The following is a 26,457-nucleotide window of genomic DNA, read 5'->3' as shown; positions in this document are numbered from 1 at the left end:
GATCGAAGGCGGGAACCCGTGGCCGGCTCTCGACACCGAGGCCGAGAGGCCGCGGGAGCCGCGACGACGCGGCCCGCTCCTCCCCCGGCGGGCGGCCAGGGCCGGCTCGTCTACCGGGAGGAGGCGATGCGCCGGCATGTCGAGGCCCGCGCCGCCGCCCGGATGCCGCTGGTGATCGGCGGCCCGTCGTTCCTGCTGCTGTGGATCGTGGCGGCCGCCGTCCTGGCGGCCGGTGCCACGCTCGTCACCCTCGCGCTCGGAGCGGGCGGATGAGGAACCGCGTCCCGGTCCTGCTGCAGAACACCACCACCGAATGCGGCGCGGCGTGCCTGGCCATGGTGCTCTGCCACCACGGTCACCGCACCACGCTGCACCAGGTGTCCGAACGGCTCCAGGTCGGCAGGGACGGGCTGAGCGCCAAGGCCGTCGTGGAGGGCGCCCGCGAGCACGGCCTGAAGGCGCGCGCGTTCTCCCTCGCGCCCGAGGACCTGGCGCGCGTCCCGCTCCCCGCGGTCGCGCACTGGGAGTTCAACCACTTCGTGGTGGTCGAGCGCTGGTCACCCGACCGGGTGGACCTCGTCGACCCCGGCCGGGGCCGCCGCCGCCTGACACCGCAGGAGTTCAGTGCCGGGTTCACCGGCGTGCTGCTGGTCTTCGAACCCGGCGAGGGATTCCGCCGCGGCACGTCCTCGATGGCGAGCGCCTGGCGGCGCGAGTTCGTCCGCACCCTGTTCCGGCGCCGCCGCGGCCTGCTCGCGCAGGTCATCGCGGCCTCGCTGCTGCTGCAACTGCTGGGGCTGGCCCTGCCCCTTTTCTCCCAGCTGCTGATCGACGAGGTCGTCCCGTCGCGGGGAGCGGACCTGCTGCCCCTGCTGGGCGGCGCCGTGCTGCTGGCCGGGGTGGCCCAGTTCGTGATCGGCTACCTGCGGGCGGCGCTGCTGGTGGCCGTACGGGCCCGTGCCGACCAGGAACTCACCGAGGGGGTGATCGGCCACCTGGTGGCGCTGCCCTACCGGTACTTCGCGCAGCGCGGCAAGGGCGACCTGCTCACCCGGGCCGCCGGCGTCTCCACGCTGCGCGACATCCTCACCGGCCAGATCGTGGCGGCGCTGCTGGACGGCCCGCTGGCCGTCGGCTACCTCGTTCTCGTGTACGTCTGGGATCCCGTCTTCGGGCTGGCGCTGACCGGGGTGGTCGTCGCCCAGGGGCTCCTGGTCCTGGCCACCACCCGCCGGATCAACCTGCTCACCCAGCAGGAGCTCACCGCCTTCTCCGCGTCGCAGAGCAGCCTCATCCAGACGATCACCGGCATCGAGACGCTCAAGGCCTCCGGGGCCGAGCACCGGGCGGTGGAGCAGTGGTCGGCCCACTTCACCCGGCAGCTCAACGCCGACGTGCGCAGCGGCCTCACCCAGGGGCTGGTGGAGGCCGCGCTGTCCGCGATCCGGGTGGTCGCCCCGCTCGGCCTGCTGTGGCTCGGCACGTGGCGGGTCCTCGACGGGGAGCTGACCGTGGGCGCGTTGATCGCGCTCAACGCCATCGCGCTCGGCGCCCTGATCCCGCTGGGTTCGCTGATGACCGGCCTGCAGAGCCTGCAGCAGGCGGGCGCGCACTTCGACCGCCTGGCCGACATCCTCGCCTCGGAACCCGAGCCCGGCGACGGCATCGAGGTGCTGCGGCTGCGCGGCGCGGTGGAGCTGCGCGGCGTGAGCTTCCGGCACGACCCCCGTGGCCCGTGGGTGGTGCGGGACGTCTCGGTCTCCATCCGGCCGGGACAGAAGGTCGCCCTGGTGGGCCCCTCGGGGTCGGGCAAGAGCACGCTGGCCAGGCTGCTGCTCACCCTGCACACCCCGGTGGAGGGCGAGATCCGGTACGACGGCGTCCCGGCCTCCGAGCTCAACCTGCGCACGCTGCGCCGCCAGTTCGGGGTGGTCGGCCAGGATCCCTCCCTGTTCAGCGGCTCGATCCGGGAGAACATCGCGCTGAACTCCCCCGACGCGCCCCTGGAGCGGGTGGTCGCCGCGGCCCAGGTGGCGGCGCTGCACGAGGACATCATGGCCATGCCGATGGGGTACGAGACGATGCTGACCGACGGCGGCGGTCTCTCCGGCGGCCAGCGGCAGCGGCTCTCCCTGGCCCGCGCCCTCCTGTCGCGCCCGAAGATCCTGCTGCTCGACGAGGCCACCAGCAGCCTGGACAGCGCCACCGAGGCGACCATCGAGTCCAACCTGTTCTGGCTCACCCAGACCCGGATCGTGATCGCCCACCGGCTGAGCACGATCCGGGACGCCGACCTGATCCTGGTGGTCGACTCCGGACACGTCGTCGAACGCGGCACCCACGACGAGCTGATGGCCGCCGGCGGCAGGTACGCGAACCTCGTCGCCGCCCAGGCCGCCCCCGCCTGACGCCGTCTCTCCCCGAGGCGGCATCGGTCTGGAAGACGGCAATCACTCCTCCGCGATCCAGGCGGCCCTCAACGACTCACGGCAGATCGCGAAGACCATGCCACCGGGGACCCAGGCCTCCACACGCTCACCGGCCGTACCGGCTCAGGCACACGCTCATTCCGCTGACCGTGCGATCCTCCGATCCCTACCGTTGAATCATGGCCACCCCCCGCCCAGCCCACCGAGTCACCCGCACGTTCACCCACTTGTCCCGCCGCTCCACTCGCCCCGCCAAGGACGACCCCGTCACCGCACCGACCACCGCAGAGCGCCGGCCGAAGGCCGTGTCGCTGGTCAGCCGCTTCCTTCGCCGCCACCCGCCCGTCGACCGGCCCGACCGGGCCGAACTCGAAACCCTTTCCGCCAAAGAACGTCAGGAACTGTGGGACGCCTACCGGCAACGCCCCTTCCAGGCGATCACCGCCGTGATCACCTCATCCGCCGTCATCCTCGGCATCCTCTTCACCGCCCGCACTCTCGACTACACCGCAGGCACCCTGGACTACACCGCCCGTGCCCTCGGAGCCAACCAGGAAGCACAGATCACCGACCGCTACACCAAAGCCGTCGAACAACTCGCCTCACCCGCCGTAGACGTCCGGCTCGGAGCCATCTACGCCCTCCAGCGCCTCGCCGCCGACTCTCCCCGCGACCGCCCCACCGTCAGAAACGTGCTCGCCGCGTTCGTACGCAACCACGACCTGTGCGTTTCCAAACCTCCACCCAAACCCTGCGACCCCGAGTGGAAGGAAACCGTTGTCGTCGAACCCGTACGACCACCGGCCGACGTCCTTGCCGCCCTCACCATCGCCCCGGCCCTCACCACCCCATCACCCCTGAGCGCCACGTCGGCCGGCCACGACCGCGCCGATTTCTCCAAAGCCCGATTCCCGCACGCAGATCTCATGGACAGGTTCCTCGGCGGCTCCGATCTGAGCGGCGGGAATCTGCGCGGCGCGTTCCTGAGCGGCGCGAACCTCACCGGCACGAACCTGAGCCGCGCGATCCTGAGCGGCGCGAACCTCAGCGGCACGGACCTGCGCAACGCGGATCTGAACCGCACGGACATGTTCCGTGCGATCCTGATCGGCACGAAACTGAACGGTTCAAGCCTGACCAACGCTCATCTGGAGCGTGCGAACTTGAGTGGCGCGGACCTGCGCGGCGCGGACCTGCGCGGCGCGGACCTGATCAACGCGGAACTGCGCGGCGCGAACCTGACCGGCGCGAACCTGAGAGGCACGGAACTGACCGATGCGAACCTGACCGGCGCGAACCTGATGGGTGCGGACCTGAGAGGCGCGTTCGGCAAAACACCGGCCGAGATCCGGGCGGAGGCGCTCACCGACGCACGTACTCGGTTCGGAGAAAGCTCCTGATCACACTGTCTGGTCCCGACAGACCCTTCGCGCGAGCTTCCGGGGGACCCTTCACACGGACGCGCGGGAAGCCCTTCGCGCGAGGCGCGAGCTCCCGGGAGACCCTTCGCTCGGGCTCCCGGGAAACCTCGGGCCGAACTAGCCGGAGACGCCGAGGCGCTCCAGGATGAGTTCGCGGGCGCGGCCCGCGTCGGCCTTGCCCCTGCTGGCCTTCATGACGCCGCCGACCAGGGCGCCGACGGCGGCGACCTTGCCGTTGCGGACCTTGTCGGCCGCGTCGGCGTTGCCCGCCAGGACCTGGTCGATGATCTCCATCAGCTCGCCCTCGTCGTTCACGATCTGGAGGCCGCGGGCGGCCACCACCTCGTCGGGGGAGCCCTCGCCGTTCAGCACGCCCTCCAGCACCTGGCGGGCCAGCTTGTCGTTCAGCGCTCCCCCGGCGACCATCGCGCACACCCTGGCGATCTGGTCGGGGGTGATGCTCAGCGCGCTCAGCGGGAGACCGGCCTCGTTGGCGCGGCGGGCCAGCTCGCCCATCCACCACTTGCGGGCGTCCGCGGGCGGGGCGCCCGCGGCGACCGTCGCCTCGACCAGGGAGATGGCGTCGGCGTTGTGCATGGCCGCCATGTCCAGGTCGGACACGCCCCACTCCTGCTGGAGCCGCTTGCGCCGCGCGCCCGGCAGCTCGGGGAGGGAGGCCTTGAGCTCGGCGACCCACGCCGGGTCGGGGGCGATCGGCACCAGGTCGGGCTCGGGGAAGTAGCGGTAGTCCTGCGCCTCCTCCTTGGACCGTCCCGAGGTGGTGGTGCCGGTGTTCTCGTGGAAGTGGCGGGTCTCCTGGATGATCCGGCCGCCGCCGGCCAGGATCGCGGCCTGGCGCTCGATCTCACCCCGCACCGAGCGCTCGACGCTGCGCAGCGAGTTGACGTTCTTGGTCTCGGTGCGGGTGCCCCACTCCGAGGAGCCGCGCGGCATGAGGGAGACGTTCACGTCGAAGCGCATGGAGCCCTCCTCCATGCGGACGTCCGAGACGCCGAGGCCGCGCACCAGCTCGCGCAGCTCGATGCCGTACGCGCGGGCGACCTCGGGGGCGAGCCTGTCGGTCCCCGGGACAGGCTTGGTGACGATCTCCACCAGCGGGATGCCCGCCCGGTTGTAGTCGACGATCGAGTAGTCGGCGCCGTGGATGCGGCCGGTCGCGCCGCCCACGTGGGTGGACTTGCCGGTGTCCTCCTCCAGGTGGACGCGCTCGATCTCGATCCTGACGGTCTTGCCGTCGACCTCGACGTCGAGGTAGCCGTCGAAGCAGAGCGGCTCGTCGTACTGGCTGATCTGGTAGTTCTTCGGCATGTCCGGATAGAAGTAGTTCTTCCGGGCGAAGCGGCACCACTCGGCGATGGAGCAGTTGAGCGCCAGGCCGATGCGGATGGTCGCCTCGATCGCCGCGGCGTTCGCCGTCGGCAGCGAGCCGGGCAGCGCCAGGCAGACCGGGCAGACGTGCGTGTTCGGCGGGGCGCCGAACGTGGTCGGGCAGCCGCAGAACATCTTCGACGCCGTGCCCAGCTCGACGTGCGTCTCCAGGCCCAGCACCGGCTCGAAGCGCTCCAGCGCCTCGTCGTACGGCATCAACGTCTCAGCGCTCACTGTCGTTCACCACTTCCTGCTCCATAGAAAACCTCATAGATAACCAAGTCCCTTCAACGCGTTCCTCGTCTCGGCCACCCAGTTCGCGTAGGCGGGCACCTGGGCCAGAACGGCGAGATCGATGTTGCGTCCTATGTACTCGAAGTAGTCGCGGGCCGGCTTGCCGCGCCGGGGGACGGTCGTGGCCAGCACCCCGGCGGGGTCGGAGATCCTGTCGACGTCGCGGGGCCGCGCCGGAAGCCTGCTGAGGTCGCTGCCCTCCAGTTTCGCCCACGCGGCGGGGTCGGCGAGCAGCCAGCCCTCCGTCTCCCCCAGCCCGATCACCGGCACCAGGTAGTGCGAGTGGTAGCGGACGCCGTCCCTGCGGCGGCGCTCCCGCTCGTCGTCGTGCGTGAAGAGCAGGTGGCAGTCGGCCGCGAGCTCCTCCAGCGCGGTGACCATGTGCTCCCGGTCGCAGGAGACGACCTCCGTCGCCTCGACGTCGACGGCGTACGGCGACATCCAGGTGAGCTCGCGCAGCTGCCTGGAGATCACGATGCCGAGGAAGCCCTCGTCGGCCTCCCCCTCCGCGATGAGTCCAGGAACCAGCGGGCGGCTGCTCATGCCGCCGCGCCCAGGTACTTGCGGACCTGCCGGGGCGAGACGAACGTGCCCGGCTCGCCGTCCGGCTGGATCGGCTTCGCCACGGTCACCCGCGACACCCGGTCGTTGTCGGGATCGACGCGGACCGCGGTGTCGAGGAACGTCAGCGCGTCCGGCTCGGTCCGGTAGACCTCCGCGACGACGATCGGGGACTGGCTGGTGAGGATCAGCTGCCGCAGCGGCTCGGGACCTCCCGGCGCGGTGATCCGGCGGCGCACCCGCCGGAGCAGCTCGCCGAGACGGGCCGGATGGACGCCGTTCTCGATCTCCTCCACCAGCAGCGTGCCCGGATGGTCGGGGTCGTGCAGGGCGGCGAGCAGGCCGAGGATGCGCAGGGTGCCGTCGGACAGCAGCGCCGCCGGAACCACCCCCTGGCCGTCGACGATCAGTTCGAAGGAGCACTCCCCGCGCTCGACGCGCGGCACCAGCCCGACGACGTCGGGGACCACCCCCGCGAGGTCGGCCGCGAGGTCGGCCAGCGCCTCCGTACCAGCCATCCGCCCGAGCACCGCCGCCAGGTTCGAACCGTCGGCCACGAGCGGCCCCCGGTTCGCCGAGGGACAGCGGCGGCGCATCGCCGCCGGCGACGGCGAGTATCGGCGCCACGACTGGACCGTACGGCGAGGAGTGCCCTCCGGGTCGGGATCCTCGACCATGAGCTCCAGCAGCTCCTCGGGGATCCGCTGGGCGACATGGCTGACGACGGCACCGCTGGATCTGGGGATCTTCAGCACCATCTCCGCGCCCACGTCGAACCTGATCGGCACCACGGAGCCGGGCTCCGGGGTGACGAGCGCCTCCACCGAGACGACGAACCCCGGCACCGCCGAGCCGTGGGCGACCCGGTGGAACTGCTCGCCCGGCAGCCCGCGGGCCGCCCCGAGCAGCCCGCCGGAACCCTCGATCTCGGCCGCCACGAACCCCACGGCGTCGAAGAGGTTCGACTTGCCGCTCGCGTTGGGGCCGACCAGCGCGAGGAAGGGCGGCACATCGAGATCGAAGCTCAAGAAGGACTTGAACCCGTCGATCTCGATCCGAGTGATCATGCCGCCTTACTCCCTGTCACCTGTCGCCCCCTCGCCCTCGTCCCACGATCCCGGAAAAGCCCTACAGCTCCGGGGCTCTGGACAGCAGGCCGCCGCCCCACCGGCTCTCGAGGGCCTTCTCGACCGCGGCGCCGACCCGGTAGCAGCGGTCGTCGCCGAGCACCGGGGCCATGATCTGCAGACCGACCGGCAGGCCGTCCTCGTCGGCCAGCCCGCACGGCACGGAGATGGCCGCGTTGCCCGCCAGGTTGCTCGGGATGGTGCACAGGTCGGCCAGGTACATCGCCATGGGGTCGTCGGCGCGCTCGCCGATCGGGAACGCCGTGGTGGGCGTCGTCGGCGAGATGAGCACGTCCACCTGCTGGAAGGCGGCCTCGAAGTCGCGCGCGATGAGCGTGCGGACCTTCTGCGCCTGCCCGTAGTAGGCGTCGTAGTAACCGCTGGACAGCGCGTACGTGCCCAGGATGATGCGGCGCTTGACCTCGGGGCCGAAGCCCTGGGCCCGGGTCAGGGCCATGACCTCCTCGGCGCTGCGGGTGCCGTCGTCGCCGACGCGCAGGCCGTAGCGCATGGCGTCGAAGCGGGCCAGGTTGGAGGAGCACTCCGAGGGGGCGATGAGGTAGTACGCCGGGAGGGCCGTGGTGAACGACGGGCAGGAGACCTCGAAGACCTTCGCGCCCAGCGACTCCAGCAGCTCCACGGTCTCGTGGAAGCGCGCGAGCACGCCCGCCTGGTAGCCGTCGCCGCCGAACTCCTTGACCACGCCGATGCGCAGCCCCGCCACGTCGCCGTTGCGGGCCGCCTCGACGACCGAGGGCACCGGGGCGTCGACGGAGGTGGAGTCCATGACGTCGTGCCCGGAGAACGCCTCGTGCAGCAGCGCCGCGTCGAGCACGTTGCGGGCGAAGGGGCCCGGGGTGTCGAGCGAGCTGGCGAAGGCGATCAGGCCGTAGCGGGACGAGCCGCCGTAGGTCGGCTTCATGCCCACGATGCCGGTGACCGCGGCGGGCTGGCGGATCGAGCCACCGGTGTCGGTGCCGGTGGACAGCGGGGCCTCGTACGCGGCGACCGCGGCGGAGGAGCCGCCGGAGGAGCCGCCGGGGATGCGCGACAGGTCCCACGGGTTGTGGGTGGGGCCGTACGCCGAGTTCTCGGTGGAGGAGCCCATCGCGAACTCGTCGAGGTTGGTCTTGCCGAGGATCACCAGCCCGGACTCGCGCAGGCGGCGGGTCACGGTCGCGTCGTACGGCGGCTTCCAACCTTCGAGGATCTTCGATCCGGCCGTGGTCGGCATGTCCCTGGTGGTGAAGACGTCCTTGTGCGCGATCGGCACCCCGGCCAGCGGGCCGAGCTCCTCGCCGGCGGCCCTGCGGGCGTCGACGGCGCGCGCCTGCTCCAGGGTCGTCTCGGCGTCGACGTGCAGGAAGGCGTTCACCTTCGGCTCGACGGCGGCCATCCGGTCGAGGTGGGCCTGGGCGACCTCGACGGCGGAGACCTCGCCGCTCGCGATCAGCGCGCCCAGGTCCGCGGCGGACTTGCGGATGAGGCTCATGCTTCCTCCCCGAGGATGCGCGGGACGCGGAAGCGGCCGTCCTCGACCGCAGGGGCGCCGGACAGCGCCTCTTCCGGCGTCAGACTGGGTCGTACCTCGTCGGGGCGGTAGACGTTGGTGAGCGGGAGCGCGTGCGAGGACGGCGGGATGTCGTCGGCCGCCACCTCGGCGACGCGGGCGACCGCACCGATGATCACATCGAGCTGGGCGGCGAAGTGGTCGAGCTCCTCGTCGGCCAGCGCCAGCCGGGACAGCCGGGCGAGGTGAGCGACCTCGTCGCGGGTTATGGCGGACATGAGTCGTTGAACCCGTTTCGTGGAATGGCAATTGGACACTGTCATCCTATGGCTCGCGACCTGAGGGTCCCGACTCATTAACACTGCCGCAACCAAGCGAAGATCTCTCACTCCCGGCGGTCAGGCCGCCCACCCCTCCGGACCCGGAGGAAACGGCTCCGGATCCTCCCGGCCCTGGAGCCTGAAGGAGATCGCGGACTTCACTGCGACCGCCGAAGCACATAGGAGCGTACTTCTTAGAAGTACGCTCCTATGTTCACTGGAGATACTATCGCTGGCGATAGTATCTCCAGCAGTAGTATCGCCAACGGAAGTATTGGAGCGCATGGGCGAGTTCATCGGCAGGGAGCACGAGCTGACGGTTCTCGGATCCCTGCTCGACCGCGTCCGGGCGGAGGCGACGACCGGACGTCCCGGGCAGTGCGTGCTGATCCGGGGACGCAGGCGGATCGGCAAATCGGCCCTGGCCGAGGAGTTCATCGGCCGCAGCGGCCTGCCGTCGCTCTTCTACACCTCGGCGCGGGCGGACGCCCAGAGCGAGCTCCACCAGTTCACGGCCGATGTCACGACGTCGGACCTGCCGGGCCGGGACGCGTTCTCCGAGGCGGCGCCCGGCACCTGGAACGGAGCGCTGCAGCTGCTGGCGGACACGCTTCCCGATGACACCCCGTCCATCGTCGTGATCGACGAGGTCCCCTATCTCATGGACCGCGTGGACGCCTTCGAGGGACTGCTCCAGCGCGCCTGGGACCGGTTCCTCAGCCGCAAGCCCGTTCTGCTGATCCTCATCGGATCCGACCTGTCCATGATGGAGGCGCTGAACAGTTATGAGCGCCCCTTCCACCAGCGTGGCACCGAAATGATCGTCGGGCCGCTCAACCCCCGTGAGATCCAGCAGATGCTCCGTCTCACGGCCGCCGACGCGTTCGACGCGGCCCTCGTCACCGGCGGGCTCCCGCTCGTCTGCGGGGAGTGGCCTCGCGGGGCGTCACTCTGGGAATACCTGCACGCCGCGCTGACGAACCCGGTCTCGGCCCTCCTGGTGTCCGCCGAACGCTCCCTCTCGGCCGAGTTCCCCTCCGGCGCCCAGGCGAGCGAGGTGCTGCGGGCCATCGGCAGCGGCGAGCGCACGTTCACCAACATCGCCAGAAGCGCGGGCGGGATCTCGCACAGCACCCTCTCCAGGGCGGCCGAGCTTCTGACCTCCAAAGGGCTCGTGGCCGGTGAGCTGCCGCTGTCCACCCGCCCCTCCAAGGATCGCCGATACCGCGTGACCGACGCCTACCTGCGTTTCTGGCTCCACTTCATCCGGCCGCACATGCCCGAGATCGAGCGCCGCAGGGGTGACCTGACCATGCGGCGGGTCGCCGCGCAGTGGAGCACCTGGCGGGGCCGGGCCGTGGAACCCCTCGTCCGCGAATCGCTGGCCCGGCTGCTCCCCGACGACAGGTTGCCGGCGGCACCCGCGATCGGCTCCTACTGGACCAGGAGCAACGACGTGGAGATCGACATCGTGGGCGCGGACAGGGGGCCGATCGCCCGGCGGCTGTGCTTCCTGGGGTCGATCAAGTGGCTGGAGAACGCCTCGTTCGACGACCGCGACCTCGCCGCGCTGGCCAGACACAGGGCGGCCCTGACGGACGAGCTGGTTCCGCTCGTCGCGGTATCGCGCGGCGGGGTCTCCTGCTCCGGCCTCACCGCCGCGTACGGCCCCGACGATCTCATCCGGGCGTGGAACTAGCCGGCGCCGGGATCTACGCCGCCGACGAGGACCGCGACGGTCGCGGGCGGATCAATCCCTCGGCGACCCGCGCGGGGCCGTCCGAGGGCGTGGACGTCTCCGACGCCAGGCGGCCGGAACCCGGGGCAGGGCTAAGCCCGCTGGGGGTCGAGGATCTCGGTGCGGCGCAGGAAGCTCAGGTCGTGCGTGGCGAGGGCCCGGTGTTTGCGCAACCATACGGTCGCGTCGGCGGCGGACATGGGCTCGGCGAACAGCCAGCCCTGGCCGAGGTCGCAGCCCATGTCGGCCAGGCGTTTGGCCACCTCCGCCGACTCGACGCCCTCGGCGACCGAGCGCAGGCCGAGGGAACGGACCAGGTCGACGATGGAGCGGACGATCCGCTCGTCGTCCTTGGACTCGCCCATGCGGCGGACGAACGAGGAGTCGATCTTGACCTCGGCGACCGGAAGGCGCTGCAGGCGGACCAGCGAGGAGTAGCCGGTGCCGAAGTCGTCCAGCGCGAGCGGCACCCCCAGCGCGGTCAGGGCCCGGACGGCGCCGTCGGTGTAGGCCTGGTCGGTCATCAGGATGCGCTCGGTGACCTCCAGCTGGATCGCCTTGGGCGGCAGCCGGTAGCGCGCCAGCCCCTCTCCCAGCTGGTCGGAGAGGGCGCAGTCGAGAAGATCGCGGGCCGAGACGTTGACGGAGATCTGCTCGTGCAGGCCGGTGTGCCACCAGTGGGCGGCCTGCTCCAGCGCGGCGTCGATGACGTATCCGGTGAGGTGGCGCATCAGGTACGACTGCTCGGCCATCGGCACGAACTCGCCGGGGGAGATCATTCCCCGCTCCGGGTGGCGCCACCGCAGCAGCGCCTCCACCCCCCGCACCTGCCCTCCGGCCAGGTCGAGCTTGGGCTGGTAGTGCAACCTCAGCTCGGAGCGGTCGATGGCCCTGCGCAGGTCGCCGAGGAGGTTGATCCGCTCGGGACTGTTCCGGTCCTTGTCGGCGGCGTAGATCTCGACCCCGGTCCTGCCCTCCTTCGCGAGATACATCGCCACGTCCGAGCGCTGCAGCAGCATCTCGAAGTCGGGCGCGTGGTCGGGGTAGATCGCGATGCCGAACGAGGCGTCCAGGTCGAAGCTCATGCCCTCCAGCCGGACCGGCTCGGTGATCGCCACCCGCAGGCGCGCCGCCACCTCCCTGGCCGCCGCGGCGTCCCTGACCGAGGGCAGCAGGACGGCGAACTCGTCGCCGCCGAGCCTGGCCACCACGTCGCCGGGACGGACGCTGTGGGTGAGCCGGTGCGCGACCAGTTGCAGGAGCCGGTCGCCGACCGGGTGCCCGAGGGTGTCGTTGATCTCCTTGAACCGGTCGAGGTCGAGCAGGAACAGGCCGACCCGCTCGCCGTCCCGCGCCTCGGCGAGCGCCTCCTCCGTGCTGAGCACGAGCATCTTGCGGTTGGGCAGCCCGGTCAGCACGTCGTGCATCGCCTGGTGGTCGCGGCGGACCGACATGGTGGCGGTGAAGTAGACGGCCAGCATCGGCGCCAGGAACAGCGGCACCAGGGCCGGCGAGTGGTTCATCACCACCACGACGAGCGGGGCCAGGCCGAGCAGCCCGGCGTAGACGAGGCTCTGGTGCCCGATCGTGGTCTTGATCACCCGGCGGATCGACCTGCGCTCGTGCAGCGCCACCGCGCCGGAGACCAGCAGGGCCCGGACCACGAAGTAGGTGAGCCCGGCCAGCCCGATCGCCAGCAGGTCCGAGCCGTCCGGCACCCAGGAGGCCACCGCGACGGACCGGTCGCCGAACAGCCCGAGCGCCAGCCCGGCCGCGGTGCAGGCCAGCGTCACCTGCGCGATGTTGAACATGACCCGATGGCTCGCCTTGCGGGTGACGGCCCCGTTGACGACCATGGCGACCGCCTGCAGCAGCACGGCGACCGGCAGGCCGTAGTGGAGCAGCGCGGCGAAGGTGAACATGGTCGACGGGTAGGTGCCGCCCACCGTCATCGACGACGACAGGACCACCGGCCGTAGCTCGCCCAGCACGACCAGGGCCGCGAGCATCCAGAACAGCGGGCTGCGGACGAGCTCCGCGGCCTCGGCCACATCTATGCGCAGCAGGGACACGACGAGAGCGGTGAGCCCGATCGTGATGACGGCGGCGAGGTAGGCCCACAGGGGCGTTCCCGGTCGCGGTCCGGTGTCGCGGGTGTCGGTTGGGTCGGCCATGAGTAACAAAACCCCCATTAGTTCATTATGGGAGAGTACGGCCTGCGGGCCACTTCGCGGAACCGATTGCGCACGTTCCGTCACGAGGAATTCGCACGTTTTCAAGACACAGCACTTCGAGACACCGGCGGGACGACCCCTACTCCTCGGGTCTCACCGTCATCTCCGACGCCGCCTCGGGCCCCTCGGCCAGCAGAACCCGCAGGCCGGCCTCGTCGAGGATCGGCACACCGAGCTTGACCGCCTTGTCGAACTTGGAACCGGCGTTCTCCCCCACCACCACGAAGGAGGTCTTCTTCGACACCGACGCCGAGACCTTGCCGCCCCGGCCGGCGAGGGCCTCGCCCGCCTCGTCGCGGGTGAAGCCGGCGAGCGTGCCGGTCACCACGAAGGTCAGGCCGGCCAGGGTCTGCGGGAGCTGGTCGGCCGGGGGATCGTCGACCATCCGGACCCCGGCGGCCGCCCACCGCTCGACGATCTCCCGGTGCCAGTCGACCGTGAACCAGTCGTGGATCGCCGCGGCCACGCGCGGTCCGACGCCCTCGACGGCGGCGAGCTCCTCCTCGGAGGCCTTCGCGATCGCGGGGATCGAGCGGAACTCGTCGGCGATCGCCTGGGCCGTCGGCGGGCCGACGTGCCGGATGGAGAGCGCGACGAGCACCCGCCAGACCGGCTGGTCCTTGGCCTTCTCCAGCTGCTCCAGCATCTTCTCGGCGTTCTTGCTCGGCTCGCCGCTCTGGTTGGCGAAGAAGGTGACGACCTTCTGCTCGCCGCTCTCCGGATCGGTCTTCGGCAGGCCGGTGTCGGGGTCGCGGACCACCGACCTGATCGGCAGCAGCTGCTCCATCGTCAGGTCGAACAGGTCCGCCTCGGTGCGGACCGGCGGCTCCTGCGGCGGCAGCGGCTGGGTCAGCGCGGTGGCCGCCACATAGCCCAGCCCCTCGATGTCGAACGCCCTGCGTCCGGCCGCGAAGAAGATGCGCTCGCGGAGCTGGGCGGGGCACGCCCGGGTGTTGGGGCAGCGCAGGTCGGCGTCGCCCTCCTTCTCGTACGCCAGCTCGGTGTCGCACTCCGGGCAGCGCTCCGGCATCACGAACTCGCGCTCGGTGCCGTCGCGCAGGTCGGCGACCGGGCCGACGATCTCGGGAATGACGTCGCCCGCCTTGCGCAGCACCACGGTGTCGCCGATCAGCACGCCCTTGCGCGCCACCTCGGAGGCGTTGTGCAGGGTGGCCCGCTCGACCGTCGAGCCCGCCACGACGATCGGCTCCATCACGCCGTACGGCGTGACCCGGCCGGTGCGGCCCACCGCGACCTGGATGTCGTGGAGCTTGGTGTTGACCTCCTCCGGCGGGTATTTGTAGGCGATCGCCCAGCGCGGGGCCCGGCTGGTGGAGCCCAGGTTGTTCTGCAGCTCGATGCGGTCGACCTTGACCACGACGCCGTCGATCTCGTAGGCCGGGTCGTGGCGGTGCTCGCGGTAGAACTCGATGAAGGCGTTGATGCCGTCGAGGTCGTCGACGACCTTGTAGAGGTCGCTGACCGGCAGGCCGAACCCCTTCAGCCGCTCGTAGACCTCCGACTGGGCGCGGGGCGCGGTGGCGCCCTCCCACCTGCCGACCCCGTGAACGATCATGTACAGCGGCCGCTGCGCGGTGACGCGCGGGTCCTTCTGCCGCAGGGAGCCCGCGGCGGAGTTGCGCGGGTTGGCGAACGGCGCCTTGCCCGCCTCGACCAGCTGCTCGTTGAGCTTCTCGAACTCCTCGACGGGAATGTAGACCTCGCCCCTGACCTCCACCACGTCGGGCACGTCGTCGCCGGTCAGGCGGTGCGGGACGTTGGCGATCGTGCGGACGTTGGCCGTCACGTCGTCGCCGACGCGGCCGTCGCCCCTGGTCGCGCCCCTGGTCAGGCGGCCCTTCTCGTAGAGCAGCGCGATCGCCAGGCCGTCGATCTTCAGCTCGCACAGGTAGGGCGCGGGGTCGCGCTCGGCCAGCCGCTCGGCCCTCGCCTGCCAGGAGGCGAGGTCGTCGGCGTTGAAGGCGTTGTCGAGGCTCTCCATCCGCTGCAGGTGCTTGACGGGGGTGAACTCGCTGGAGATCGGCGCGCCGATCTTCTGGGTGGGCGAGTCGGGCGTGCGGAGGGTCGGACTCTCCTCCTCCAGCTCGCGCAGCTCGCGCATCCACCCGTCGTACTGGGCGTCGCTCACGGTGGGCGAGTCGAGCACGTGGTAACGCCAGTTGGCCTCCTCGACCAGCTCGGTCAGCTCCGCGTGCCGCTCCAGCGCCGACACCGGCACACCCTCGACCTCAGCGCCCATCGCCCGTCTCTCCCCTCGTCGTGGCCCAGGACAAACGTATCTTCGAGCACCGACAATGTGATCCCGCCATTGCTCCGAGTTGGACAAGCCCTCGCCGCTCCCGTACGACACCGGCCGGGCGCGGTCGCGAGCGGCGCGCGGGGAATCGTACGGGAGCCGTACGGATCACTCGCCGGGGTCGTCCTGCAGCACGCGGGCGGCCTTGCGGCAGGCGGCCAGGGCCGCCCTGGCGTAGGCGGGCGAGGCCCCGGCCAGGCCGCAGGCGGGGGTGAGCACGACCTGCGAGGCCAGGGTCGAGGCGGGGAAGCCGAGGCGGCGCCAGAGCCCGACGGCGGGCTCGGCGACCACGTCGACGTCCGGGAGCCTGGTGTCCGCTCCCGGCACGACACCGAGGAACAGGGCGGTACCGGCCTCGACGGTCTCGCCGATCGCGTCCTCGTCGCGCCTCCTCATGAGGTGGGCGTCCAGCGAGACGCCTCCCACTCCCGCCGTGCGCAGCACCCCGAAGGGCACGCCGGGGGCGCAGCAGTGCACGACCGTGAACGTTCCCTCGGGGAGCACCGCCCCGAGCCGGTCGGCGACGATCTGGCGGTCGACGGCGGCGAGCCGCCCGAAGCCCGAGGCGGTCGGCACCGTGCCCATGAGGACGCCGGGCAGCCCCGGCTCGTCGATCTGGACCACGATCCGCGAGGCGCCGGGCACCCTGCGGCGCACGTCGGCGACGTGCGCGGCGAGCCCCTCGGTCAGGGAGTCCACCAGGTCGCGCACCGCGCCCGGATCGGCGAGCGTCTTGTCGCCGTACCGGAGCTCGATCGCCCCCGCCAGCGTCCACGGCCCGCACACCTGGATCTTGAAGGGCCCCTCGTACCCCTGGGCCACCTCCTCCAGCCCGTCGAGGTCGCGTACGAGATGGTCACGGGCGCGCTTGAAGTCGCGGCCCGGCCTGTCGGCGAACCGCCAGCCCGACGGCTGCACCTCGACGGGCAGCTCCAGCAGGAGTGACGCGGTGCGCCCGATCATGTCGGCGCCGACACCGCGGGCGGGCAGCTCGGGCAGGTACGGCAGCGCGGGCGACTCGCCGAAGGCGACCCTGACCGCCTCCGCGTGGTCCTCCCCCGGATGCGACCCGATGCCGGTCGCGGTCGCCTCGCCCCATGGGTACTGGCTCAAGCCTGCTCCTGGTCTCACATCGGTTCGCGTCGGTTCGCGTCGGGACGTGGGCGGGACCCGCCGGCGCCTGTCCGGCTCGCCCGCCCACGCCAGCTTATGACCGCCGGGTCGCGCCTCCGTCCGGGAGAATCCCGCCGCGCCGTGACGGCACGCGATCAAGCTGAGTAGGGTGCTGCCCGGTATTCACCCGTTTCTGGGGTCTTCTCGCTCTGGAGGCGTCTCGGCGTGGGGGCCGTTTCGCTCGGGGACCGTTTGTTCCGGGTCGTTCTGGGGGCGTTTCGTGATCGGTCGGATGCTCGTCACAGTGCTGGTGCTCGCGGCGATCGCGGCACCGCCGGCCGTGGCCGAGGTGGAGGCGCGAGCAGAGACGGGGCCGGGGACCTCGGGAACCGTCTCGACGGTGAAGGCGGGAAGCGCGGGAAGCGCGGGAAGCGCCTCGACGGTGAAGGCGGGCACAGCGGGGACGGGCGCCGCGCCGGTCAGGTGCAATCCCGGGCGCGGTACGACCAGCATCGGGGAGTCCTGGGCCCAGCGGCGGCTCAGCCTCCCCGAGGTGTGGGAGCTGACCAAGGGCGCCGGGGTGACCGTCGCGGTCGTCGACAGCGGGGTGGACACCAGGCACCCCCAGCTGAGAAGGACCCGGTCGATCGACCTGACCGCCACCGGGGCCCGCGACTGCCTCGGCCACGGTACGGCGGTGGCGGGCATCATCGCGGCGGCCGAGATGAAGGGGGTGCCCTTCACCGGGGTGGCGCCGCAGGCGAGGTTGATCTCCATCAAGCAGACCTCGGACGGCACCGGCGACGTGGGCCGGCTGGCCCTGGCCATCGTGCGGGCCGCCGAGCTGGGCGCCGACGTGATCAACGTGTCGGTCGAGGCGCGCGACCACGCCGACCTGCGCAACGCGGTCACCTACGCCCTCGCCATGGACGCGGTCGTGGTGGCCGCGGCCGGCAACGTGCAGAAGGAGGACGGCACCCCCGGGCCCGCCTACCCGGCCGCCTACGAGGGGGTCCTCTCGGTCGGGGCCGCCGGACCCGACGGGGCGAGGGCCGACTCGTCCAACGCCGTCACCCCCGTCTCCGTCCTGGCCCCCGGCAAGGGCGTCACGAGCACCTGGGCCGGGCGGGCCTACCGGGATAACCTGGAGGGCACCAGCTTCGCCGCCCCGTACGTGGCCGGGGTGGTCGCGCTGGTCCGCGCCCGCCACCCGGGGCTGGACAACGTGCGGGTACGGCGGCGCGTCGAGCTGACCGCCAACGGCGGCGCGGGGGCGGGCACCGGGGCGGGAATGGTCAACCCGCTGCTGGCGGTCTCGGCGATCCTGCCGTCCGAGCAGGTGGCGCTCGCGCCGCGCCAGGCGGCCCCGCTGCCGGGGGACGCGGTGCGGCCGGCGCCTCCCGAGGACTCCCGGGCCATCTCGATCTCGCTCTGGGTCGCGCTGGGAGCGCTCGCCGTGGGCGTCCTGGTCACCGTGGCGGGCATCGCCGTCCCGATGGGGCGCCGGAGGGGCTGGCGGCCCGGCTCCGCCGAGAACCAAACATGACAAACGTATTAAAAACACGATCTAGTGCGTCAAATTTGGTTGGATGGTGCCCGATTAGCTTAAAGCGGCTTTATTGACAGCTGTGCTGGAAGGAATGCAATGGGGTATTTGCACCCATTACTGCCTGAAGATCCTAAGCGCATCGGTGTGTACATCCTGGCCGGCCGGCTCGACCCGGATCCAGGACACGCCGTCTACCTGGGACATCTTCCCGACGACGACACCATCCGCGTCATCCGCCTCCTGTCCGCCGAGCCGGAGGCCCCCGACCCCCGGGTGCGGGAGCGGATCACGAACGAGCTGCACGCCGCCAAGCGCGCCTCCGGGGCGCACACCGCCAGGCTGCTGGAGGTCGGCTGGTTCGACGACCGCCCGTACGTGGTCCGCGAGCACATCGAGGGACCCACGCTGCGGCAGGCGGTGGCCGGGGACGGGCCGCTCACCGGGGACGCGCTGGAGCGGTTCGCCGTCGGCACGCTCACCGCGCTGACCGCCCTCCACCTGTCCGGCCTCGCCCACGGGTCGCTCACCCCGGACACCGTGCTGCTCGGCCCGGACGGTCCCCGCGTCTTCGACATCGGGCTCGACCCCGTCACGGGCGAGCGGGAGCCGGACTACCGCGCTCCCGAGCACATCCGCGAGGAGGCCGCCGCCACTCCCTCGGCGCCGGAGGCGAGCAGGCCCGCGGACCTCTTCGCCTGGGCGGCCACGGTCGTCTACGCCGCGACCGGGCGACCGCCCTTCGGCGGCCGGCCGGAGAGGGTCCTGGAAGGCCCCGCCGACCTGGCCGGCCTGCCCGCGGAGCTCCGGCCCGTCCTCGTCTCCTGCCTGGACAAGCGGTCGCAGGAGCGCCCGGACGCCAAGGCCGCCATGCTGCGCCTGCTCGGTGAGCCCGAGGCGCCGGACGCGTCGGCTTCCCTCCCCGGCGCCGCCGCCGATCCCGCGCTCCTCCCTCTCCCCGGCCTCGTCTCCGGCACCGTCTCGGGTACCGGAACGGACATCGGAGCGGGTGGCGGCGTGGAGGCGCGGCCGGGTACGGACGTCACGGGGGCCACGCGCGGGGACGACTCCCCGCCGGACGGGAACACCCCCGGCGCGGCCGTACCGCGACAGACGGAGCCCGCGACGTCGGTCTGGGGAGCTCCGCAGCTTCCCCGAGGCGCGTCCCCCGCTCCCGAAACCCCGGCCCCGGCGCCCGCGAAGGCCGCCGGGAACCGTCCGAGGACGGGCAACTTCTCGATGGCGCTGGCCGCCTGCGTCGGCGTGATCGTCCTGCTCTCCGGACTGGGACTGTGGGCCGCCGGGCGGTACACCGCCCTGAGCGAGCTGGAGCGGGCCTCCGCCGACGGCGCGATGCCCGAGGTGTCACTCGGGCTGGCGGACCAGTCACGGGACGAGCCGCAGGGGCAGGACCCGGTGCAGAACACCGGTGACGACCCCGCGGGCAAGGTGACCGTGCCCTGGGGGACGACGCCCGACCCCCAGGTCGCGGAGGTGGGGCCGCTGCAGCTGCCCAGCGACGCCCCCACCGGCCTGCCCCAGGTCCCGACCATCGGCGCGTACACCAATCCTCCGGTGCCGGTGCCGACCGCGCCGCTCACCACGGTTCCGACCGCGCCCGCGGTGCCGACGCCCACGGCCGGGGTGCCCTCCGCCGCGGCGTCGTCCACGTCGGCGGTCCAGCCGACACCGACGCCGACCCCGTCCCTGACCGTCGAGCCTGAGCAGCCTCCGACCGGGACGCCGACCCCGGTCCCGAGCCCCACCCCCACCCCGGCCCCGGCGGGCACTCCGGGGCCGGATCCCACCCCGACGCCGACCCTGCCCCAGGGGACTCCCGGCCTGACTCCCACCCCGACCCCGACTCCGGCCAGACCGTCCGTCAAGCCCACGCAGACGGCGAGACCCACCCAGACGGTGAGACCCACGCAGACAGTGAGACCCACCCAAACAGTGAGGCCCACCCAGACGGTGAGGCCCACGCAGACGGTGAGACCCACCCAAACGGTGAGGCCCACCCAAACGGTGAGGCCCACGCAGACAGTGAGGCCCACGCAGACAGTGAGGCCCACGCAGACGAGCAAACCGACGGTGCGGCCCACCACGCCCACGCCCACGTTCGCGCGACCCTCGTCGTCCCCGCCGCCGGCGCAGCGCATCAACCCCTACACCCCGGAGAAGGTCTGCGGGCTGAACTACTCGGTGCAGCGACAGGTCCCGTTCAAGGGCGGGATCGTCTACCAGCTCTTCAACGGCGTCACGAAGAACACCTGCGTGGTCACCATGAAGAGCGCGAACGTGGGCGTCGCGTCCCCGCTCTGGGCCACCCTCGAGGTGCAGGGTGGTCTGTCCAAGAGCGACCGCGGCAACTACGAGTACTACGCGGGCCCGGTCGTCCTGTCCGCCCAGGGCAAGTGCGTGCGCTTCAACGGTGGCAGCCCCGCCGGTTCCTCCGCTGTCGACTGGGGGAGTTGCAAGTAATGCGCGGCGAGCGGGAGAGCGTGCCGGGCATGTCCGGCGGGCCGTACTCACCGACCGGTGATCCGGAGACGGACCGGCTTCTCGCGGTGATCGAGGAGCAGACGACCCGGATGGAGGAGGTCGGCCAGAACCTGGCCGAGGCCAGGGGGCGCGGCGAGTCGGCCGGCGGCCACGTGTCGGTGGAGGTACTGGCCAGCGGCGCGCTGGCGGCCCTCCGCATCGACCCGCGCGCCCTCCGCCTGGGCTCCGAGGCCCTCGCGGAGGCGATCCTGGAGGCCTCGGGCGAGGCGACCAGGGACGCGGCCGAGCAGACCGGCGCGTTGCTGAACTCACTCCTGGAGGACCCCTTCAGGGGCTGACCCGCCGGCCGGTTCACCGGCCGGCCCCGACGACGGGGTCCGGCCCCGGGCAAAGGCCCGGGGCCGGACTTCCGGAGGTACGGGAAGTGCGCCGCCCCGGTCAGGCGGGCGGCTTGGCCGTGCGGGAGCCGTGCACGATGATCTTGGAGATCCACTGCTCCCAGGTGGGGAGGGCGGGATCTCCCTGGAGGGTGTTGTCCGCCACGGTGTACATCCCCGAGCCGACCAGCCGGGACATCAGGTTGCCCGCCGCATCACCGGGAAACGCCTTGCCCCAGGGGCCGATCTTGGTCAGGTCGTAGGCGCCGTTGAAGGCCATGTTGCTGGCGAAGCCCCGGCCGAACTGCTTGAAGTTCTCGCCCGCGCCGGTGACGTCGTTGCCGGTGAGGTCCTTCTTGACCCCGGCGAGCTCGAAGATGCTCCACTGGAGCGCCTGCTGGCCGCCCGCGTAGGCCAGGCTGTCGCCAAGGTAGTAGAACGAGTTGTAGATGATCTTCTCGACGCTGATCTTGAAGATCTTCATCTGCAGGATCGCGCGGCCCTTGAGGAACCTGTCCATGATCTGCTTCTGCACGGCCGCCCCGATGCCCGCGGTGGCCCAGGCCCAGGCCACCGTGTAGACCATGTTCACCCAGGCCTGGATGGCGAGCACGATCAGCACGTACTGGGTGATCTCCACGGACTGGGCGTAGTCGCGGCAGGCCTTGGCGATCGCCCTGCAGAATTTGGCGACCTCGTCGGGGTAGGGACGGATCTTTCCCGTCCACAGCTTTTCGAACTCCTGCACGGCCGCGCCGCCGTTGTTCTTCCAGACCTGCTCGGCGACACCGTTCGCGTCGGCGCCGGCGCGCTCGATGGTCTCGGCCAGGCCCTCCCAGATGTCCGCCGCGCTGCGCAGCTTGTCCGGGTCGCCCTCCGGCCAGGCCACGCCGAGCATGGACGTGACGAACGCGGCGCCGCCGATGGAGCCGGCCCCCATCGCGGTCTTGACCGGGTTGGCCTTGGCGAACGCCCCCACCGCCCCCAGGGGTCCCGGGGCCCCCAGCGGTCCCAGGCCGCTCATTCGAGCTCGGCCTTGCTGGTGGGAACGCTGATCTTGGGGCCGACGACCGCTTTGACCATCTCCTCGACCGTGGCCCAGTTGGCCCCGGTGACGTTGTCGCCGACCAGGCCCAGGTTGTCGCCGATCTTGCGATAGCCGTCCCTGATGCCCTCGACGTGGGACTTGGCCTCGTCCCTCGCGGCGAGGTAGCCCGTGCCGCCCGAGGCGCCCGCGAACTTCTGGCCGACCTCGTCGTTGCCCCAGAAGGCCCCCAGCGCCTCGAGGTCGTTCATGGCCTTGGCGAAGGCCGTGCCGAGCTCGTCGCTCTCGGTGTGGAAGTCTTCCTTGCGTTTTTTCAGGTCGGCCGGACTGATGTCCGTCGGTTCCGGAGAGTATGCCAAGAGGTCCCCCTGAACGTGACACACGTTTAGGGAGTGATGCTAGTCATCCTTTGTTGCGAAAAAATACCCTTTATCGTCGATTCCTGTTCACTTCTCGGGCTCGGGCTGGGCGACGAACGCGGTCTGGATGAGACGCACGCCGTTCCTCCGGTCGGAGAGATAGGCGCGTCCCGGCGGCAGCGCGTGCGGGCGCACCCCGAACAGCACGCCCTCGTCCTTGTGGCCCGACATCATGACGGCCGGGGTGGCCATGTCCTTGAGCCGCTGGAGCACCGGGTCGAACATGGCCCGTCCCGCGCCGCCCATCGCGCGGGCCAGCACCAGGTGCAGGCCGATGTCGCGAGCCTGGGGCAGCAGGTCGAGCAGCGCGCCGAGCGGGTTGGCTCCCGAGGCCACCACGTCGTAGTCGTCGACCACGATGTAGATGTCCGCCCCCTTCCACCAGCCGCGCGACCGCAGTTCCTCGGGCGAGAGGTTCCCCGGGGGGAGCCGCTTGATCAGTGACTCCCTGATCTCGGCGATGAACTCGGTGGCGGCGGTCGAGGAGGCCGCGTACCCGATGCGGTGCTCGGTGTAGGCGGCGTCCAGCAGCGAGCGGCGGTAGTCGATGACGACGAGGCGGGCCTGCGCGGGCTCGTGGCGGGCCACGACGCCCTCGGCCACCAGGCGCAGCAGGTTGGACTTGCCGCTCTCGTTGTCGCCGATGACGACCAGGTGGGGATCGGCGTCGAAGTCGGCGAGCACCGGCGAGAGGGTGCTCTCGTCGATGCCCAGCGGGATGCGCGCGCCGGTCTCCTCGGGGCCCGGCAGGCTCTCCGGCGCGAGGACGGCGGGCAGCAGCCGCACCCTGGGGGCGGGCGGGCCCTGCCAGGCGGTGGCGACGGACTCGACCATCGCCCGGGTGGCGACGGGCAGGTCGTCGCTCCGGTCGCCGCCGTCGACGCGGGGCAGCGCGCTCAGGAAGTGCAGGCCGTCGCGGGTCAGGCCGCGCCCCGGCACGCCCTCGGGAACCGCCATCGCGGTCCTGCGGTTCACCTCGGACTCGTAGGCGTCACCCAGCCTCAGCTCCACCCGGGAGCCGAACAGGTCGCGGATGGACGGCCGGAACTCCGACCACTTGTTGGTCGCCGCGACCACGTGGATGCCGTAGCTGAGGCCGCGGGCGGCCAGCTCGGTGATCGTGGGCTCCAGAGACTCGAACTCCTGGCGAACCGTGAGCCAGCCGTCGACCACGAGGAAGACGTCCCCGAAGCCGCCGGGGTCCACGGTCCCCGCGGCGATCTGGCGCCGGTAGGCGGTGATCGAGTCGATGCCCCGCTCGGCGAACTCGCGCTCTCGCCGCGCGAGCAGCGTGGTGACCTCGGCGACGGTACGGCGGACCCGGTCGGCGTCCAGCCGGTTGGCCACCCCGCCGACGTGCGGCAGGCCCTCCAGCGAGGCGAGGGCGCCGCCGCCGAAGTCCAGGCAGTAGAACTGCACCTCGGCGGGGGTGTGGGTGAGGGCGAGACCGGCGATCAGCGTGCGCAGCACGGTGCTCTTGCCGCTCTGCGGGCCGCCGGCCACGGCCAGGTGCCCGGCGGAGCCCGACAGATCGAGCCAGTACGGGTCGCGCCGCTGCTCGAAGGGACGGTCCACGACGCCGAGCAGCGCGTGCAACCCCCCGCGTCCCTGCCAGTGCGCGGTCGTCAGGCCGTGCTGCGGGGTGACGGACAGGGGCGGCAGGAGCTGGTCCAGCGAGGGCGGCTCGGCCAGCGGCGGCAGCCAGATCCGGTGCGCGGGCGGGCCCTGCCCGCCCAGCCTGCGGACCACGACGTCGAGCAGCGTGTCGCGCCCCGCGCTGACGGTCTCCGGTTCCTCCTCGGGCTCGGGCTGGACGGGAGGCGCGATGTAGGCGGGACCGTACGGGACGATCTGCCGCCCCTCGGCCCGCTCGCGCCGCACGACCCGCCGCTCGGGGGTGTAGGGCCCGGAGACGTACGCGGCCTTGAAGCGGACCATGCCGGTGGTGTCGAACTTCAGGAAGGCGTTGCCCGGCGCCGAGGGCAGCTCGTAGGCGTCGGTCACGCCGAGCACCACCCGGCTCTCCATCGCCGAGAAGGTCCGCAGGCCGATCCGGTACGACAGGTGGGTGTCCAGGCCGCGCAGCCTGCCCTCCTCCAGCCGCTGCGAGGCCAGTAGCAGGTGCACCCCCAGGGACCTGCCGAGACGGCCGATCATCACGAAGAGCTCGATGAACTCGGGCTTGGCCGACAGCAGCTCGCTGAACTCGTCCAGCACCACGAAGAGGGTGGGCATCGGGCGCAGGTCGGCCCCCTGCTCCCTGGCCTGCTCGTAGTCGCGCAGCGAGGCGTAGTTCCCGGCGGCGCGGAGCAGCTCCTGGCGCCGCACCATCTCGCCGTGCAGGGCGGCGTGCATGCGGTCGACCAGCGGCAGCTCGTCGGCGAGGTTGGTGATGACGGCCGAGACGTGCGGCAGGGAGTCCATGCCCAGGAAGGTCGCGCCGCCCTTGAAGTCGACGAGCACGAAGTTCAGGACCTCCGACGAGTGCGCGACGGCGAGCCCGAGCACCAGCGTGCGCAGCAGCTCGCTCTTGCCGGAGCCGGTGGCGCCGATGACCAGGCCGTGCGGGCCCATGCCGCCCTGCGCCGACTCCTTGATGTCCAGTTCGACCGGGCGCCCGTCGGTCCCGACGCCGATCGGCACCCGCAGCCGGTTGCGCGGCGCCCTGGGACGCCAGAGCAGCGCCGGGTCCAGCCCCGCGGCGTCGCCGAGCCCCAGCAGCTCGGCCAGCGTGGTGTCGGCGGCGAGCGCGTCACCGCCCCCGGCTCCGGCCGGGGAGCCGCGCAGCGGGGCCAGCCGCCTGGCGAGCCCGTCGGCCTGCAGGTACGAGAACCGGTCGGGCCTGCCGAGCGGCGTGACGACCTCCTTGCCCGCCTGGTCGGTGGTGACCCGGCTGAACAGGTCCTCGGTGACGCGCAGCCTGAGCATCGTCTTCTCGCCCGCCGGGGTGGTGGTCCCGTCGAGGTCGATGAGGGTGACCCCCTCGATCGCGTCGGCGCCCAGCGGGGAGTCCTGCGGGACGTGCCCGCCGTCGATGATCACGACGTGGTACGGGAGCGCCTCGGCGGAGACGCCCGGCTTGAACCGGGCCCGGTTCTTGAAGTCGGCGCCCAGCAGCCGGTCGAGCTCGCCCAGGTCGTCGGTCATGAGGCGGACGGGCCCCGCGGCGTCGGCCTCGTGCGGGTGCAGGGCGTGCGGGAGCCACTTGATCCACTCCCAGTGGGCCATCCACTCCTTGGACGCGCACACCGCGATCCTGAGCTCGTCCGGCGAGTGGAAGACGGCCAGCTGGCCGACGAGCGCCCTCACCATGTCGCGGACGGCCGCCTCCGGGCCGGTGGGCCTGACCCTGGCGAAGGAGTGCAGGGAGATGGCGATGGGCAGGTCCGCCACCGTCGAATGGGCGCGGACGAAGCGGCGCAACGCCCCGGCGGACATGGCGTCCAGGTCCTCGACCGGCTTGGACTCCGGCGGTATGAGCTGGACGGCCAGGCGCTGGGAGCCGGTGCCCACCCGGACGGCGCCGAAGTCGGCGTCCGAGGGCCGCCGCTCCCACAGGCGGGCGCTCAGCGCGATCGTCCAGAGGGCGTCGGGGTCGGGGCCGTTCCAGTTGAGCGCCTCGCGCTGCCTGGCCGCCGCGCGCCTGACCTTGGCGCGGGTCTGGGACAGGTAGCGGAAGTAGTCGCGGCGCAGGCCGTTGAGCCGCTGCTTGCGCTCCCCGCCCGCCCGGCCCATCTGGCCGATGGTCATGCCGACCATGGAGAGCGCGAACATGCCGCTGGCCACGTACATGATCGGGTTCCCGCCGCCGCCGCCGGCGAACATCAGCCCCATCGCGGCGCCGCCGGCCACCATCGGCAGGTACATGAGCACCTGCGTGAACCCCGCCGAGGTGGTCTCCGGGATCTCGGGCGGCGACTCCAGGAGGATCTCGCCGCGCGGCGCCGCCGGAGGTGGACGCCGCTCGGGACGCCGGACGACCACGATGCCCACTTCGCCCCCGATGTGAGTTAAGCAAATATTGTCCAGTCCGGAGTACCGTAGCGAAACCGTCCCCCGGGTTCGACGGAATCTTCGAGAACGCCTCGGGACCGATACCGGGTGATCGCGGAGGT

At 71.7% G+C, this 26,457-nt stretch carries 18 protein-coding genes; 7 read left to right on the top strand and 11 right to left on the bottom strand.

Annotation, left to right across the window (positions count from 1 at the left end; genetic code table 11):
• Nucleotides 1–18: 18 nt before the first annotated feature.
• The 3 genes from ACTOQ3_RS18155 (at nucleotide 19) to ACTOQ3_RS18145 (ending at nucleotide 3,829) form a co-directional block, all read left to right on the top strand.
• Nucleotides 19–273, top strand: a complete 255-nt coding sequence (locus ACTOQ3_RS18155) for a hypothetical protein (protein ID WP_440084562.1) — start codon at nucleotides 19–21, stop codon at nucleotides 271–273.
• Entirely contained in the window at nucleotides 270–2,408 is a 2,139-nt protein-coding gene (locus ACTOQ3_RS18150; RefSeq protein WP_440084561.1) for a peptidase domain-containing ABC transporter, read from the top strand. The genes ACTOQ3_RS18155 and ACTOQ3_RS18150 overlap by 4 nt, the downstream gene beginning before the upstream one ends.
• 200 nt (nucleotides 2,409–2,608) lie before the next feature.
• Nucleotides 2,609–3,829 carry a pentapeptide repeat-containing protein gene (locus tag ACTOQ3_RS18145; RefSeq protein WP_440084560.1) on the top strand — a complete coding sequence of 407 codons (1,221 nt, stop codon included), beginning with the start codon at nucleotides 2,609–2,611 and terminating at the stop codon, nucleotides 3,827–3,829.
• 138 nt (nucleotides 3,830–3,967) lie between these two features.
• Here ACTOQ3_RS18145 and gatB read toward each other — a convergent pair whose 3' ends face one another.
• The 5 genes from gatB to gatC form a co-directional block, all read right to left on the bottom strand.
• The gene (gene gatB, locus ACTOQ3_RS18140; RefSeq protein WP_440084559.1) at nucleotides 3,968–5,473 is read right to left on the bottom strand and encodes an Asp-tRNA(Asn)/Glu-tRNA(Gln) amidotransferase subunit GatB; all 1,506 of its coding nucleotides are present in this window, start codon (nucleotides 5,471–5,473) and stop codon (nucleotides 3,968–3,970) included.
• Between the two features lie 33 nt (nucleotides 5,474–5,506).
• Nucleotides 5,507–6,076 carry a hypothetical protein gene (locus ACTOQ3_RS18135; protein ID WP_440084558.1) on the bottom strand — a complete coding sequence of 190 codons (570 nt, stop codon included), beginning with the start codon at nucleotides 6,074–6,076 and terminating at the stop codon, nucleotides 5,507–5,509.
• The gene (locus tag ACTOQ3_RS18130; protein WP_440069142.1) at nucleotides 6,073–7,161 is read right to left on the bottom strand and encodes an AAA family ATPase; all 1,089 of its coding nucleotides are present in this window, start codon (nucleotides 7,159–7,161) and stop codon (nucleotides 6,073–6,075) included. Before ACTOQ3_RS18130 ends, ACTOQ3_RS18135 begins: the two co-directional genes overlap by 4 nt.
• 61 nt (nucleotides 7,162–7,222) lie before the next feature.
• On the bottom strand, nucleotides 7,223–8,713 hold the full coding sequence (gene gatA / locus ACTOQ3_RS18125; protein WP_440084557.1) for an Asp-tRNA(Asn)/Glu-tRNA(Gln) amidotransferase subunit GatA: 1,491 nt from the start codon (nucleotides 8,711–8,713) through the stop codon (nucleotides 7,223–7,225).
• Nucleotides 8,710–9,009 carry an Asp-tRNA(Asn)/Glu-tRNA(Gln) amidotransferase subunit GatC gene (gene gatC / locus ACTOQ3_RS18120; protein ID WP_329085297.1) on the bottom strand — a complete coding sequence of 100 codons (300 nt, stop codon included), beginning with the start codon at nucleotides 9,007–9,009 and terminating at the stop codon, nucleotides 8,710–8,712. The genes gatA and gatC overlap by 4 nt, the downstream gene beginning before the upstream one ends.
• Before the next feature lie 325 nt (nucleotides 9,010–9,334).
• Between gatC and ACTOQ3_RS18115 the strand changes: the two genes are divergently transcribed.
• Nucleotides 9,335–10,750: an ATP-binding protein gene (locus ACTOQ3_RS18115; protein WP_440084556.1), complete on the top strand. Its 1,416-nt coding sequence runs from the start codon at nucleotides 9,335–9,337 to the stop codon at nucleotides 10,748–10,750.
• Nucleotides 10,751–10,881: 131 nt separating this feature from the next.
• On the opposite strand, the gene ACTOQ3_RS18110 is transcribed toward ACTOQ3_RS18115, so the two are convergent.
• The 3 genes from ACTOQ3_RS18110 to ACTOQ3_RS18100 form a co-directional block, all read right to left on the bottom strand.
• A complete protein-coding gene (locus ACTOQ3_RS18110) occupies nucleotides 10,882–12,963 on the bottom strand; it encodes a putative bifunctional diguanylate cyclase/phosphodiesterase (protein ID WP_440084555.1) in 2,082 nt (693 codons plus the stop codon).
• 139 nt (nucleotides 12,964–13,102) lie between these two features.
• Nucleotides 13,103–15,283 carry an NAD-dependent DNA ligase LigA gene (ligA, locus tag ACTOQ3_RS18105; RefSeq protein WP_440084554.1) on the bottom strand — a complete coding sequence of 727 codons (2,181 nt, stop codon included), beginning with the start codon at nucleotides 15,281–15,283 and terminating at the stop codon, nucleotides 13,103–13,105.
• A gap of 165 nt (nucleotides 15,284–15,448) precedes the next feature.
• Nucleotides 15,449–16,453, bottom strand: a complete 1,005-nt coding sequence (locus ACTOQ3_RS18100; RefSeq protein WP_440084553.1) for a methionine synthase — start codon at nucleotides 16,451–16,453, stop codon at nucleotides 15,449–15,451.
• Nucleotides 16,454–16,745: 292 nt separating this feature from the next.
• Between ACTOQ3_RS18100 and ACTOQ3_RS18095 the strand changes: the two genes are divergently transcribed.
• From ACTOQ3_RS18095 to ACTOQ3_RS18085, 3 genes are all read left to right on the top strand, one after another.
• Nucleotides 16,746–17,999: a S8 family serine peptidase gene (locus ACTOQ3_RS18095; RefSeq protein ID WP_440084552.1), complete on the top strand. Its 1,254-nt coding sequence runs from the start codon at nucleotides 16,746–16,748 to the stop codon at nucleotides 17,997–17,999.
• A 147-nt stretch (nucleotides 18,000–18,146) separates the two neighbouring features.
• Complete coding sequence (locus ACTOQ3_RS18090; RefSeq protein ID WP_440084551.1) at nucleotides 18,147–20,480, top strand: protein kinase domain-containing protein; 2,334 nt, start codon at nucleotides 18,147–18,149, stop codon at nucleotides 20,478–20,480.
• On the top strand, nucleotides 20,480–20,839 hold the full coding sequence (locus tag ACTOQ3_RS18085) for a YbaB/EbfC family nucleoid-associated protein (RefSeq protein WP_440084550.1): 360 nt from the start codon (nucleotides 20,480–20,482) through the stop codon (nucleotides 20,837–20,839). Before ACTOQ3_RS18090 ends, ACTOQ3_RS18085 begins: the two co-directional genes overlap by 1 nt.
• Before the next feature lie 100 nt (nucleotides 20,840–20,939).
• On the opposite strand, the gene ACTOQ3_RS18080 is transcribed toward ACTOQ3_RS18085, so the two are convergent.
• The 3 genes from ACTOQ3_RS18080 to eccCa form a co-directional block, all read right to left on the bottom strand.
• Nucleotides 20,940–21,902, bottom strand: a complete 963-nt coding sequence (locus ACTOQ3_RS18080) for a hypothetical protein (protein WP_440084549.1) — start codon at nucleotides 21,900–21,902, stop codon at nucleotides 20,940–20,942.
• Nucleotides 21,899–22,282 (bottom strand): hypothetical protein, encoded by a 384-nt coding sequence (locus tag ACTOQ3_RS18075; RefSeq protein WP_440084548.1) that lies wholly within the window; start codon nucleotides 22,280–22,282, stop codon nucleotides 21,899–21,901. The genes ACTOQ3_RS18080 and ACTOQ3_RS18075 overlap by 4 nt, the downstream gene beginning before the upstream one ends.
• Nucleotides 22,283–22,369: 87 nt before the next feature.
• Nucleotides 22,370–26,335: a type VII secretion protein EccCa gene (gene eccCa, locus ACTOQ3_RS18070; protein WP_440084547.1), complete on the bottom strand. Its 3,966-nt coding sequence runs from the start codon at nucleotides 26,333–26,335 to the stop codon at nucleotides 22,370–22,372.
• Between the last annotated feature and the right edge of the window lie 122 nt (nucleotides 26,336–26,457).

Origin of the sequence: Streptosporangium sp. LJ11, from assembly GCF_051918945.1 — a bacterium.
Taxonomy (GTDB): Bacteria; Actinomycetota; Actinomycetes; order Streptosporangiales; family Streptosporangiaceae; genus Streptosporangium.
This window is presented reverse-complemented; position numbering and strand designations above follow the sequence as displayed.

What these genes read in the sequence shown, in the direction of transcription:
- ACTOQ3_RS18150 (WP_440084561.1), top strand. Translation starts at nt 270, where the DNA reads ATGAGGAACCGCGTCCCGGTCCTGCTGCAGAACACCACCACCGAATGC.
- ACTOQ3_RS18145 (WP_440084560.1), top strand. Translation starts at nt 2,609, where the DNA reads ATGGCCACCCCCCGCCCAGCCCACCGAGTCACCCGCACGTTCACCCAC.
- ACTOQ3_RS18135 (WP_440084558.1), bottom strand. Translation starts at nt 6,076, where the DNA reads ATGAGCAGCCGCCCGCTGGTTCCTGGACTCATCGCGGAGGGGGAGGCC.
- ACTOQ3_RS18130 (WP_440069142.1), bottom strand. Translation starts at nt 7,161, where the DNA reads ATGATCACTCGGATCGAGATCGACGGGTTCAAGTCCTTCTTGAGCTTC.
- gatA (WP_440084557.1), bottom strand. Translation starts at nt 8,713, where the DNA reads ATGAGCCTCATCCGCAAGTCCGCCGCGGACCTGGGCGCGCTGATCGCG.
- gatC (WP_329085297.1), bottom strand. Translation starts at nt 9,009, where the DNA reads ATGTCCGCCATAACCCGCGACGAGGTCGCTCACCTCGCCCGGCTGTCC.
- ACTOQ3_RS18115 (WP_440084556.1), top strand. Translation starts at nt 9,335, where the DNA reads ATGGGCGAGTTCATCGGCAGGGAGCACGAGCTGACGGTTCTCGGATCC.
- ACTOQ3_RS18110 (WP_440084555.1), bottom strand. Translation starts at nt 12,963, where the DNA reads ATGGCCGACCCAACCGACACCCGCGACACCGGACCGCGACCGGGAACG.
- ligA (WP_440084554.1), bottom strand. Translation starts at nt 15,283, where the DNA reads ATGGGCGCTGAGGTCGAGGGTGTGCCGGTGTCGGCGCTGGAGCGGCAC.
- ACTOQ3_RS18095 (WP_440084552.1), top strand. Translation starts at nt 16,746, where the DNA reads ATGCTCGTCACAGTGCTGGTGCTCGCGGCGATCGCGGCACCGCCGGCC.
- ACTOQ3_RS18085 (WP_440084550.1), top strand. Translation starts at nt 20,480, where the DNA reads ATGCGCGGCGAGCGGGAGAGCGTGCCGGGCATGTCCGGCGGGCCGTAC.
- ACTOQ3_RS18080 (WP_440084549.1), bottom strand. Translation starts at nt 21,902, where the DNA reads ATGAGCGGCCTGGGACCGCTGGGGGCCCCGGGACCCCTGGGGGCGGTG.